Annotated in this window: 11 protein-coding genes; 6 read left to right on the top strand and 5 right to left on the bottom strand. The window is 72.8% G+C overall.

The annotated features are described in order from the left end of the window. Window positions 1-8: 8 nt before the first annotated feature. The 3 genes from ELQ39_RS04590 to ELQ39_RS04600 are packed head-to-tail and all read right to left on the bottom strand — an operon-like array spanning window position 9 to window position 3,588. Entirely contained in the window at window positions 9-1,070 is a 1,062-nt protein-coding gene (locus ELQ39_RS04590) for an iron-containing alcohol dehydrogenase family protein (protein WP_190005597.1), read from the bottom strand. Next, window positions 1,058-1,810, bottom strand: a complete 753-nt coding sequence (locus ELQ39_RS04595) for a phosphocholine cytidylyltransferase family protein (RefSeq protein ID WP_190005596.1) — start codon at window positions 1,808-1,810, stop codon at window positions 1,058-1,060. The genes ELQ39_RS04590 and ELQ39_RS04595 overlap by 13 nt, the downstream gene beginning before the upstream one ends. Beyond that, entirely contained in the window at window positions 1,807-3,588 is a 1,782-nt protein-coding gene (locus ELQ39_RS04600) for a DUF5941 domain-containing protein (protein WP_242591087.1), read from the bottom strand. The genes ELQ39_RS04595 and ELQ39_RS04600 overlap by 4 nt, the downstream gene beginning before the upstream one ends. Window positions 3,589-3,829: 241 nt before the next feature. Here ELQ39_RS04600 and galE point away from each other — a divergent pair, with 241 nt between their 5' ends. From galE to idi, 3 genes are all read left to right on the top strand, one after another. Beyond that, a complete protein-coding gene (gene galE, locus ELQ39_RS04605; protein WP_242591088.1) occupies window positions 3,830-4,810 on the top strand; it encodes a UDP-glucose 4-epimerase GalE in 981 nt (326 codons plus the stop codon). Between the two features lie 132 nt (window positions 4,811-4,942). Continuing rightward, window positions 4,943-5,881 carry a cation diffusion facilitator family transporter gene (locus ELQ39_RS04610; RefSeq protein WP_190005593.1) on the top strand — a complete coding sequence of 313 codons (939 nt, stop codon included), beginning with the start codon at window positions 4,943-4,945 and terminating at the stop codon, window positions 5,879-5,881. A gap of 337 nt (window positions 5,882-6,218) precedes the next feature. Next, on the top strand, window positions 6,219-6,812 hold the full coding sequence (gene idi / locus ELQ39_RS04615) for an isopentenyl-diphosphate Delta-isomerase (RefSeq protein ID WP_190005592.1): 594 nt from the start codon (window positions 6,219-6,221) through the stop codon (window positions 6,810-6,812). A gap of 55 nt (window positions 6,813-6,867) precedes the next feature. Here idi and ELQ39_RS04620 read toward each other — a convergent pair whose 3' ends face one another. Both ELQ39_RS04620 and ELQ39_RS04625 read right to left on the bottom strand, forming a co-directional pair. After that, the gene (locus ELQ39_RS04620) at window positions 6,868-7,329 is read right to left on the bottom strand and encodes an ATP-binding protein (protein ID WP_225640051.1); all 462 of its coding nucleotides are present in this window, start codon (window positions 7,327-7,329) and stop codon (window positions 6,868-6,870) included. Window positions 7,330-7,495: 166 nt separating this feature from the next. Then, window positions 7,496-8,077: an HdeD family acid-resistance protein gene (locus ELQ39_RS04625; RefSeq protein WP_242591089.1), complete on the bottom strand. Its 582-nt coding sequence runs from the start codon at window positions 8,075-8,077 to the stop codon at window positions 7,496-7,498. A gap of 129 nt (window positions 8,078-8,206) precedes the next feature. Here ELQ39_RS04625 and ELQ39_RS04630 point away from each other — a divergent pair, with 129 nt between their 5' ends. The 3 genes from ELQ39_RS04630 to ELQ39_RS04635 all read left to right on the top strand — a co-directional run bounded on the left by ELQ39_RS04630 (window position 8,207) and on the right by ELQ39_RS04635 (window position 11,663). Further along, window positions 8,207-8,989, top strand: a complete 783-nt coding sequence (locus ELQ39_RS04630) for an enoyl-CoA hydratase/isomerase family protein (RefSeq protein ID WP_242591090.1) — start codon at window positions 8,207-8,209, stop codon at window positions 8,987-8,989. A 64-nt stretch (window positions 8,990-9,053) separates the two neighbouring features. Then, window positions 9,054-9,185 (top strand): LPFR motif small protein, encoded by a 132-nt coding sequence (locus tag ELQ39_RS32355; protein WP_251100090.1) that lies wholly within the window; start codon window positions 9,054-9,056, stop codon window positions 9,183-9,185. 105 nt (window positions 9,186-9,290) lie between these two features. Continuing rightward, on the top strand, window positions 9,291-11,663 hold the full coding sequence (locus tag ELQ39_RS04635) for a Tex family protein (RefSeq protein WP_242591091.1): 2,373 nt from the start codon (window positions 9,291-9,293) through the stop codon (window positions 11,661-11,663). The last annotated feature ends 9 nt before the right edge of the window (window positions 11,664-11,672 follow it).

An 11,672-nucleotide genomic window follows, 5' to 3' on the forward strand; every position in this document is an offset into this window, starting at 1 on the left:
GACGGAGTTCAGCTACCGATGGCCTTGACATAGTCGGCGTAGACGTCCTTGATCTGTTCGGTGGTCAGGGCGAGGTGTTCGAGGATGGTGAAGCGGCCGGGGCGGGTCTCGGGGGCGTACTCGACGACGCGGACGAACTCGTCGACGGAGAACCCGATCTCCTCGGGGAGCACCGGCAGCCCGTGCCGGCGCAGCACCTCGGCCATGGCCGCCGACTCCTCGTGCGCGCCGCGCAGGTACATCGCGAAGGCGGCGCCCAGTCCGCACTGCTCGCCGTGGGCGGCGGCCCGCTGCGGGTAGAGCAGGTCGAAGGCGTGGTTGATCTCGTGGCAGGCGCCGGAGGAGGGCCGGGAGTCGCCCGAGACGGACATGGAGATGCCGGTGAGGACCAGCGCCTCGGCCAGCACCTGGAGGAAGGCGTCGTCGCCGACGCCGCCCGGGTGCCGGAGCACGGCCTCGCCGGCCTGGCGGGCCATGGCGGCGGCGAGTCCGTCGACCTTCTCGCCGTTGACGCGGTGGGACAGTTCCCAGTCGGCGACGGCGGAGATGTTGGAGACGACGTCGCCGATGCCGGAGCGGACGAACCGGACCGGGGCCTCGCGGATGACGTTGAGGTCGATCACGACGGCGATCGGGTTCGGCACGCCGTACGAGCCGCGGCCGGCGTCGTTGTCGAGGGTGGCGACCGGGGAGCACAGGCCGTCGTGCGCCAGGTTGGTGGCGACCGCGACCAGGGGCAGGCCGACGCGCGCCGAGGCGAACTTGGCACAGTCGATGATCTTCCCGCCGCCGAGGCCGACGACCGCGTCGTAGCGGCCGCCCTGGATGGCGCCCGCCAGCCGGACCGCGTCGTCGATGGTGCCGCCGCCGACCTCGAACCAGTCGGCGCCGGGCAGCGACGGCGCGACGCGGTCGCGCAGCCGGGCGCCGGAGCCGCCGCTGACGGCGATGGCGAGCCGGCCGGACTGCGAGATGCGTTCGTCGGCGAGGACGCAGGCCAGGTCGTCGAGGGCGCCGGGGCGGATGTCGACGACGACCGGCGAGGGGATGAGCCGGGTCAGTACTGGCACGCGATCTCCCGTCCGCGGGCGAGGTCGTCGTGGTTGTCGATCTCGACCCACCGGACGTCGCCGATCGGCGCCACGTCGATCCGGAAGCCCCGGTTCACCAGCTCCTGGTAACCGTCCTCGTAGTACAGCTGCGGATCCCGCTCGAACGTCGCCTTCAGCGCGTCCGCCAGCGCCTGCGCGGCCCCGCCCTCGATCAGCGTCACACCGATGTACTCGCCGGTCGCCTCGGCCGGGTCCATCAGCTTCGTGATCCGCCGCACCCCCTTCCCGGGGTCGACGACGACCTTCATCTCCTCGTCGGCGAGCTTCTTCACCGTGTCCAGCGCCAGGATGATCTGCTTGCCGTCACCCCGCGCGTCCAGCAGCGTCCGCTCCACCGACACCGGGTGCACCGTGTCGCCGTTGGCGAGGATCACACCGTCCTTCAGGGCGTCCCGCGCGCACCACAGCGAGTAGGCGTTGTTCCACTCCTCCGCCTTGTCGTTGTCGATGAGCGTCAGCTTCAGCCCGTACTTCGCCTCCAGCGCCGCCTGCCGCTCGTACACCGCCTCCTTGCGGTAGCCGACCACGACACCGACCTCGGTCAGACCGATCTCCGCGAAGTTGCCGAGCGTCAGGTCCAGGACCGTGGGTTCCCCTTCTATGCCCGCGGGCCCCACCGGCACCAGCGCCTTGGGCAGCGTGTCGGTGTAGGGGCGCAGACGCCGGCCGGCGCCGGCCGCCAGCACGAGGCCGATCATGCGGGTTCTCCTTCGTCGTGTACGGCGGGCGCGCCACCCCGGTGGGCGGCCGCCCAGAAGCGGATGCTCTCGGCGAGCACCACGAGAGCCACGGCCACGGCGAGGACCGTGAGCGCGACGGTGAATCCGGACGCGGTGAGCACGGCCGCCAGGACGGCGACCGTCAGCGTGCGACCTTCGTGCCCCCCGATCGCCCGCACCAGCGGACGCGGGGGCGCGCCCGCGTCGCCGCGGATGCGGTAGACCGTGTCGTAGTGATGGTAGGCGACCGCGGACACCAGTCCGTAGGCCGCGGGAAGGGCTCCGTTCACCCCCGCGTCGGCCGCCAGGACCAGGACGGTTCCGTATTCGGCGGCGCGGAACAGCGGGGGGACGAGCCAGTCGAGGCGGCCGGTCAGGGGGCGGGCCACGGCGGCGGCGGAGCAGATCACGTAGGCGAGGGCGGCCAGGACGGTCTGCCATCCGGCGCCCCACACGAGGGCGGAGCCCGTCACCAGCACCGCGCCGAGCGCGGCGGCGACGACCCCGCCGCGGACCCTGGAGCGGTGCAGCGGTTCGGAGAGCGGTCCGCCGTCGGCGAGGTCGGCCAGGGCCTGGGCCGCCTTGTCCTCCACGCGGCCGCCGCGCAGGGAGCGCAGCACGCGTCCGGCCGTGGTGTACGCGGCGGCGAAGGCACAGCCGGCGAGGAGCACCCAGAAGGTGACGCGGGGGGTGGTGGCGGCGGTGAGGACGGCGATCAGCGCCCAGCGCTCGCCGATCGGCAGGACGATGACGCGGCGTGCCCAGACCGTCCACCCGACGCGGTCCAGGCGGCCCGACAGGGCGGCGGCGGGACCTTCCGCGGCGCCGGTCCGTGCCTCGGCGAAGGAGAAGTCGACCACGTGCCGGCAGGACTGGAGGATTATGGCGCCGAGCGCCAGGGCCCAGACGTCGTCGCCGGTACGGGCCGCGCCGAGGGCGAGGCCGGCGTAGAAGGCGTACTCCTTGGCCCGGTCGAACGTGGCGTCGAGCCAGGCGCCGAGCGTGGAGTACTGCAGCGAGTAGCGGGCGAGCTGGCCGTCGGCACAGTCAAGGACGAACGAGCCGAGGAGCAGCACGCCTGCGGCGGCGAATCCCGCCCGGGTGCCGGTGGCGGCGCAGCCGGCCGCGATCAGCGCGGTGAGCAGGGAGGCGGTGGTGACCTGGTTCGGGGTCAGTCCGCGGCGGGCGCACCAGCGCGCGAGGTGGCGCGAGTAGGGGCTGACGCAGAAGGTGGTGAAGAAGCCGTCGCGGGCCTTGACGGCGGACCTGAGGCGTACGGCCTCCTCGTCCACGGCGGCGACGGCCTGCCGGGCCTCGTTGCGGGCCTGCGGGTCGGCGGGCACGGCGGCGACCAGGCTGCCGAGCTCGGGGCGGTGCACGTCGGTGTCGAGGGCGGCGGCGATCCGGTCCGGGAGGCCCTCCACGAGGGTGCCGTTGCCGGCGCCCTGCCGGGTCGCGGAGTTCTCGCGGGCCGTCGCGCGGGTCAGGGCCTGGCGGCCGGACCGCTGGGCGGTGACGGCGCCGGGGATCGCGGAGAGCGGGAAGCGGGGGTCGGTCAGACCGAGCCGCAGGGCGTGCACGTGTCCGACGAAGCGGGTGTCGACCAGGGCGACGCGCTCCTCCCCGGGGACCCCGGCGAGCAGCCTCTCGGCCTCCGCCGCGCCGGCGGCGGCCCGCACGTCGAAGCCGAGGGAGCGCAGGTCGCTCTCGAGTGTCGAGCCGGGGACCGGGGGGCCGGTGACGATGGCGGTCGGCAACCGAAATCTCACTCCCTGGGGGCGACGCGTCCACGCCGGTCATGTACACGGTGATGCGCCCGGACGGAGGCCCTGCGGGCGGCATGTCGGCAGAGGCTATCGGATACGCGGAAGCCCGAGTTCACCGCCCGTTCGACGGCCGGACCGACGCGGTTCGCCCGCTCCTGTGCCGCGCTCATCATCGGGGATACCGGCCCCGGCTCACAAACCGCGCCGGTGGCTCGCCTTAGGGTGGACCACCATGACGTGGCTGATCACCGGCGGAGCCGGATACATCGGGGCCCATGTGGTGCGGGCCATGACGGACGCCGGGGAGCGTGTCGTCGTGCTGGACGACCTCTCCGCCGGGGTCCCGGCGCGGCTGCCCGAGGGCGTCCCGCTGGTCCGGGGCTCGGCGCTGGACGGCGACCTGCTGACGAAGGTGCTCGCCGAGCACGGCGCGACCGGGGTGCTGCACCTCGCCGCGCGCAAGCAGCCCGGCGAGTCGGTGGCCCAGCCCACCCGCTACTACCGGGAGAACCTGGGCGGTCTGGCGACCCTGCTGGACGCCGTCGCGGAGGCGGGCGTCCGGCGCTTCGTCTTCTCCTCGTCCGCGGCCGTCTACGGCGACCCGCACGTGGACCTCATCACGGAGGACACCCCCTGCGCCCCGGTGAACCCCTACGGCGAGACCAAGCTCGCCGGGGAGTGGCTGGTGCGGGCGGCGGGCCGGGCGCACGGCATCGACACGGTGTGCCTGCGCTACTTCAACGTCGCGGGTACGGCGGTGCCGGAGCTGGCCGACACCGGCGTCTTCAACATCGTGCCGATGGTCTTCGACCGGCTCACCCGCGGCGAGGCCCCGCGCATCTTCGGCGACGACTACCCCACCCCGGACGGCACCTGCGTCCGGGACTACATCCACGTGGCCGATCTCGCGGAGGCGCACCTCGCGGCGGTGCGCGCGCTGTCCGAGGGCGGTGTCCAGGGCGATCTGACGCTGAACGTCGGACGCGGCGAGGGCGTCTCCGTCCGGGAGCTGATCACGGTCATCGGGGAGGTCACGGGCGACACCCGCACCCCCGTGGTCGAGGCGAGGCGTCCCGGCGACCCGCCCCGCGCGGTGGCCTCGGCCGCCCTCGCGAGCGAGCGTCTGGGCTGGACGGCGCGCCGTTCGGTGCGCGAGATGGTCGAGTCCGCCTGGCAGGGCTGGCAGCTCCTCCAGGGCTCCCCGCGCACCTGACCTGCGGATCGTTTCCGCAGGTCAGGGCACATGACAACGGTGTTCAGTGCCGCGTTGCCGGATACCCCTGCCCCGTAGTTCACTGTGCTGCGGAAGGGCAGCGGCAGGCGCGACGGAAGGGCGGCGGCGGGCATGGGGGCAGGCCACGATCACGGGCATGCGCACGGGGCGCCGTCGGGCGGCACGGTCAGCGCGGCCTACCGTGGGAGGCTGCGGATCGCGCTGGCGATCACGGTCTTCGTGATGGTCGTGCAGATCGTCGGCGGCATACTGGCCGACTCGCTCGCCCTGGTCGCGGACGCCGCCCACATGGCGACCGACGCCCTGGGGCTGGGCATGGCCCTGCTCGCCATCCACTTCGCGGGCCGACCGCCGAGCGAGCGGCGCACCTTCGGGCTGGCCCGCGCGGAGATCCTGGCGGCGCTGGCCAACTGTCTGCTGCTGCTCGGCGTCGGCGGCTACGTGCTGTACGAGGCGGTCCAGCGGTTCGTCACGCCGGCGGCCACCGAAGGCGGTCTGGCGATGGTGTTCGGCGCCGTCGGCCTCGCCGCCAACCTGGTGTCGCTGTCGCTGCTGATGCGCGGGCAGAAGGAGAGCCTGAACGTGCGCGGCGCCTTCCTGGAGGTGGCGGCGGACGCGCTCGGCTCGGTCACGGTGATCGTGGCCGCGCTGGTGATCGTCACCACCGGCTGGACGGCCGCCGACCCGATCGCCTCCCTGGTCATCGCGCTGATGATCGTGCCGCGCACGCTGAGGCTGCTGCGCGAGACGCTCGACGTGCTGCTGGAGGCGGCGCCCAAGGGCGTGGACATGGCCGAGGTGCGGGCGCACATCCTGAACACGCCGGGGGTGGAGGACGTGCACGACCTGCACGCCTGGACGATCACCTCGGGGATGCCGGTGCTCTCCGCGCATGTGGTGGTCAGCGTGGACACGCTGAACGCGATCGGGCACGAGAAGATGCTGCACGAGCTGCAGGACTGCCTGGGCGACCACTTCGACGTGCAGCACTGCACCTTCCAGCTGGAGCCCGGCGGGCACGCGGAGCACGAGGCGCGGCTGTGTCACTGACGCGGCTGTGTCACTGACACGCCCGCGTCTCCGAATTCATCGGTGTCACTCGGCAGGCAGGTGTCGCGTGCGGTCACGCGCACGCCCCCAGGTGCGCCGACGCGCCGGGGAACGCAGCCTTCCGCCCCGGTGACGGCGTCTTCCGCTTGCGACGGGTGCGGTACCCGCGCGTTTCCGGCGCCCGTCACGGGCACGATCAGCGCGGGTCCGGTGCCGTCCGGCTGCCGCCACGACCGCTCTTCGCGCCGGCGGCGGGACATGCGGGAGAGGACCGGAGTGCCGGGAGTGCCGGATTCGTGCGGCAGACTGGGGCGCGAACACCGAGTGAAGGATGGGTATGCCGATCACACCTGCCACCGCGACGAACAGCCCGTCGAGCGGCACCGCCGAGCCGATTTTGCTGGAACTGGTCGACGAGGACGGCGTGACGGTCGGCACCGCGGAGAAGCTCTCCGCCCATCAGCCGCCGGGGAAGCTGCACCGGGCCTTCTCCGTGTTCCTGTTCGACGAGCGCGGCCGGCTGCTGCTCCAGCAGCGGGCGCTCGGCAAGTACCACTCTCCCGGGGTGTGGTCGAACACCTGCTGTGGCCACCCGTACCCGGGCGAGGCGCCGTTCGCGGCCGCGGCCCGGCGCACGTACGAGGAGCTGGGGGTGTCGCCGTCGCTGATGGCGGAGGCGGGCACGGTCCGCTACAACCACCCGGACCCGGCCTCGGGCCTGGTGGAGCAGGAGTACAACCACCTCTTCGTCGGCATGGTGCAGTCGCCGGTGCGGCCCGACGGGAACGAGGTCGCCGCCACGGCGTTCGTGACGCCGGAGGACCTGGCGGAGCGGCACGCGAAGGACACCTTCTCGGCGTGGTTCATGACCGTGCTGGACGCGGCGCGGCCCGCCGTACGGGAGCTGACGGGCCCGTCGGCCGGGTGGTGACGGCGGTGCCGTACGGCGTCCTGTCCCGTCAGGGGCGGGGCGCGGTACGGCGCGGTCAGCAGGTCCGCGCGGGTTTGAGCGGCAGGGCGGCCCAGATCACCTTGCCGCCGGTGGAGGTGTGCTCCACCTCGCAGGCCCCTCCGGCCTCGCGCGTGATCTCGCGTACCAGGAGCAGTCCCCGGCCGCCGGTGCGGCCGTAGTCGTTCTCCAGGGCGGTGGGGCGGTAGGGGTGGTTGTCCTCCACGGACACCCGGATCCACTCCGCGCCCACCGCGACCTCGACGGCGAGCACGGGGGACAGCAGCGCCGCGTGTTTGACCGCGTTGGTGACCAGCTCGGAGACGATCAGCAGCAGCCCCTGCACCACGTCGTCCGCGACCGGCACCCCCTGCCGCAGCAGCAGGTCCCGCACGGCGTGCCGGGCCTGTGGCACCGAGGCGTCCACGGCAGGGGCGGTGAACCGCCAGACACCTTCGTACGGCAGTGGGTCGCCACCCTCACGCTCGATTGTCACCACACGTCGAGTGTTGGGACCGATCGCCTTCACCCTTCCGCACTGAACACAAGTCAGCGGATATCGAGCGTTTCCGACCGTTCGTGCCCGGGTCGGGCGTGCGCGGGACCGTTCAGGCCCGGTCTGTGCCGTTCCGGTGCTCTGTCCCCTCTCCGTTCTCCGGCGCTCGCTACTTTCCGGCGACCATGCCCACGACGCGTCGGCCACCGTAGCCGGTGGCGATCAGTCCCAGCCCGTCGAACAGCAGGGAGAGCGAGAAGAACGTGCCGATGACGTACTGGCTGCTGCTCGGCCAGGTGGCCAGCACGAGGATGCCGAGGAGCAGTCCGAAGGCGCCCTGCACCAGCGTCCAGCCGACCTGCGGGCCGCGCACCACCAGGCTGCCGACCAGCCGGAACAGCCCGCCCGTCAGGAACAGCAGCGCGGCGAACATGGTCAGCGCCTCCGCCGCGGCCTCCGGGGTTTTGATGATGACCACGCCGGCCGCGATGTTCAGGGCGGCGACGACCACGCCCAGCCAGAAGAAGTTCGTCTGCCGCGCCTGCACCGCGTGCAGCAGCCCGACGATCCCGCCGACCAGCAGCAGCCAGCCGAAGAGCAGCATCGTGGTGAGCGTGGCGGCGGCCGTGTAGATCAGGCCGATCAGCCCGGCGACGACGAGGATCACCCCGAGCAGGGCGAGAATGCCGAAACTGCGGTTCAGCTTCGCCGTGCCGCCCCGCGGGCCTGCCGCTCCGGTGGACCTGGCCATGGCTGCCTCCCGGGTTCCGCCCCCCTTCCCGACGCTCCCGCTCCTCCGTGTCCCCCGCCCTCGGCGGTCGTAACGCCGGGGCCCGGCCCGCCGCCTGGGGCCGTGACCGGGACGGATAGCATCCGACGCATGGAGGAGCCGCAGCTGCTGCACAGCGTGACCGACTCGGTCGCCACGGTCGTCATCCGTCATCCCGCGAAGCGGAACGCGATGACCGCCGCGATGTGGGCCGCCCTGCCTCCGCTGCTCGGCGCGCTGGCGGACGACTCCGCCGTGCGGGCGCTGGTGCTCACCGGCGACGGCGGCACCTTCTGCGCAGGGGCGGACATCTCCACGCTCCAGGGCTCGCCGCTGGAGGCGCAGCGGCTGGCCGTGGCCGCCGAGGAGGCGCTCGCCGCCTTCCCCAAGCCGACCCTGGCCGCCGTGCGCGGCCACTGCGTGGGCGGCGGGGCGCAGCTCGCGGCCGCCTGCGACCTGCGGTTCGCCGAGGAGGGTGCGCGGTTCGGGGTGACCCCGGCGAAGCTCGGCATCGTCTACCCGTCCTCCGCGACCCGGCGGCTGGTGTCGCTGGTGGGCCCCGCGACCGCCAAGTACCTCCTCTTCTCGGGCGAGCTGATCGACACGGAACGGGCGCTGCGCACGGGGCTGGTGGACGAGGTGCTGCCCGCGGGCGCGCTGGACGCGCGGGTCACGGAGTTCACCGGGATCCTGGCGTCCCGGTCGCTGCTGACGCAGGCGGCGGCGAAGGAGTTCGCCGACGGCCGCACCGACCGCGACGACCACTGGCACACGACGGCCGCCGCGAGCGACGACACCGGGGAGGGGGTGACGGCGTTCCTGGAGCGCAGGGCCCCGCGCTTCACCTGGAGCCTGTCCGCCCGTGAGGGCGCGTCCTCATCGCGTGCATGTTGAAGCGTGGAAGAGGTACCCGAAGGGAGTCCGGCCGTACGGGCCGGACGACGAAAGGGGTAGCCACGTGTTCCGTGCCATCGCAGACGTCCTGCGCCAGATCGGCGGCGCCGTCGCCACCGTCGTGACCCTGCCGTTCCGGGCGCTCGCCCGGCTGTTCGGCGGCGCGTCCTCCACCGCGCGCGGGCGGCGCGCCTGAGTCCGCCCGGGGGGTCCCGGGGCGCGTCGCCGCCCTGATCCCCGATTGTCGTCGTCACCTGCCACAATTGCCGCGCAACCTCAGTGGAGAAGGCGGTACGGGAACGTGACGACACCCCTCGCAGGGTCCATCGAAGGCAGGATCGCCGAGGAACTCGGCGTACGGGAGCGGCAGGTCAGGGCCGCTGTGGAACTGCTCGACGGCGGTTCGACGGTGCCCTTCATCGCCCGCTACCGCAAGGAAGCGACCGAGATGCTCGACGATGCGCAGCTGCGCACGATCGAGGAGCGGCTGCGCTATCTGCGGGAGCTCGAGGAGCGCCGCACGGCGATCCTCGACTCGGTGCGTGAGCAGGGCAAGCTCACCGAGGAGCTCGAGGCCCGCATCCGGGGCGCGGAGACCAAGGCGCGCCTGGAGGACATCTACCTGCCGTTCAAGCCCAAGCGGCGCACCAAGGCGCAGATCGCCCGCGAGGCGGGGCTGGAGCCGCTGGCGGAGGGGCTGCTCGCCGATCCCGGAGTCGAGCCCCTCGCCGCGGCCGCCGCGTTCGTGGACCCGGAGAAGGGCGTCGCGGACCCGCAGGCCGCGCTGGACGGCGCCCGCGCCATCCTCACCGAGCGTTTCTCCGAGGACGCCGACCTGATCGGCGAGCTGCGCGAGCGCATGTGGGTGCGCGGGCGGCTGGCGGCGAAGGTACGGGAGGGCAAGGAGGAGGCGGGCGCCAAGTTCGCCGACTACTTCGACTTCTCCGAGCCGTTCACGGAGCTGCCCTCGCACCGGGTGCTGGCGATGCTGCGCGGCGAGAAGGAGGAGGTCCTCGACCTCGTCCTGGAGCCGGAGGAGCCCACCGACGGCCCCTCCTCGTACGAGGGCATCGTCGCCCACAAGTTCGGGATCGCGGACCGGGGCCGTCCGGGTGACAAGTGGCTGCTGGACACGGTCCGCTGGGCCTGGCGCACGCGCATCCTGGTGCACCTGGGCATCGACCTCCGTCTGCGGCTGCGCACCGCCGCCGAGGACGAGGCGGTGCGGGTCTTCGCCGCCAACCTGCGCGACCTGCTGCTGGCCGCCCCGGCCGGGACGCGCGCGACGCTCGGCCTGGACCCCGGTTTCCGCACGGGTGTGAAGGTCGCCGTGGTCGACGCGACCGGCAAGGTCGTCGCCACGGACGTGATCCACCCGCACGTCCCGGCGAACCGCTGGGACGAGGCGATCGCCAAGCTGGCCCGGCTCGCGAAGGAGCACGCGGTCGAGCTGATCGCCATCGGCAACGGCACGGCGTCGCGCGAGACCGACAAGCTCGCCGGCGAACTCATCGCCAAGCACCCTGAGCTGAAGCTGACGAAGGTGATGGTGTCCGAGGCGGGCGCCTCCGTGTACTCGGCGTCCGCGTTCGCCTCCCAGGAGCTGCCGGACATGGACGTGTCGCTGCGCGGCGCGGTGTCCATCGCGCGGCGCCTGCAGGACCCGCTGGCCGAGCTGGTGAAGATCGACCCGAAGTCGATCGGCGTCGGCCAGTACCAGCACGACCTGTCCGAGGTGAAGCTGTCGCGTTCGCTGGACGCGGTGGTGGAGGACTGTGTGAACGGCGTGGGCGTGGACGTCAACACCGCGTCCGCCCCGCTCCTCGCCCGGGTGTCCGGCATCTCCTCCGGTCTCGCCGAGAACATCGTGGCGCACCGCGACTCCAACGGCCCCTTCAGGTCCCGATCCGAGCTGAAGAAGGTGGCCCGGCTGGGCCCGAAGGCGTACGAGCAGTGCGCGGGCTTCCTGCGGATCCGCGGCGGCGACGACCCGCTGGACGCGTCCAGCGTGCACCCCGAGGCGTACCCGGTGGTGCGGCGGATGGTGAAGACCACCGGGCAGGAGGTGGCCTCGCTCGTCGGCAACACGGCGGTGCTGCGCTCGCTGCGCCCGCAGGACTTCGTGGACGACACCTTCGGTCTGCCCACCGTGTCCGACATCCTCAAGGAGCTGGAGAAGCCCGGACGTGACCCGCGTCCGGCGTTCAGGACCGCTGCCTTCAAGGAGGGTGTGGAGAAGATCTCCGACCTGTCCTCCGGGATGATCCTGGAAGGCGTGGTGACGAACGTGGCCGCTTTCGGCGCGTTCGTCGACGTCGGCGTCCACCAGGACGGCCTGGTGCACGTCTCCGCGATGTCGAAGACGTTCGTCAAGGACCCGCGGGACGTGGTGAAGCCGGGCGACATCGTCCAGGTCAAGGTGCTCGACGTCGACATCCCGCGCAAGCGGATCTCGCTGACGCTGCGTCTGGACGACGAGGCCGCCCCGCGCAGCGGGCAGGAGGACGGTGAGCGCCGGCAGCGCGGCGGGCGTCCTCCGCAGCAGCGCCAGGGCGGCCGGCAGCGCCAGGACGGCCGCGGCGGTGCCCGGCAGGCGCCCGCCCCGGCCAACAGCGCGATGGCCGACGCCCTGCGCCGCGCGGGTCTGCTGGACCCGAAGAGCGGCCGCCGCTGAGCGGTGGAG

Source organism: Streptomyces sp. GB4-14 (assembly GCF_022696125.1).
GTDB lineage: Bacteria > Actinomycetota > Actinomycetes > Streptomycetales > Streptomycetaceae > Streptomyces > Streptomyces werraensis.

Excerpts from the sequence above, each read along its gene's own strand:
- ELQ39_RS04595 (WP_190005596.1), bottom strand. The coding sequence starts at position 1,810 with ATGATCGGCCTCGTGCTGGCGGCCGGCGCCGGCCGGCGTCTGCGCCCC.
- galE (WP_242591088.1), top strand. The coding sequence starts at position 3,830 with ATGACGTGGCTGATCACCGGCGGAGCCGGATACATCGGGGCCCATGTG.
- ELQ39_RS04610 (WP_190005593.1), top strand. The coding sequence starts at position 4,943 with ATGGGGGCAGGCCACGATCACGGGCATGCGCACGGGGCGCCGTCGGGC.
- idi (WP_190005592.1), top strand. The coding sequence starts at position 6,219 with ATGCCGATCACACCTGCCACCGCGACGAACAGCCCGTCGAGCGGCACC.
- ELQ39_RS04625 (WP_242591089.1), bottom strand. The coding sequence starts at position 8,077 with ATGGCCAGGTCCACCGGAGCGGCAGGCCCGCGGGGCGGCACGGCGAAG.
- ELQ39_RS04630 (WP_242591090.1), top strand. The coding sequence starts at position 8,207 with ATGGAGGAGCCGCAGCTGCTGCACAGCGTGACCGACTCGGTCGCCACG.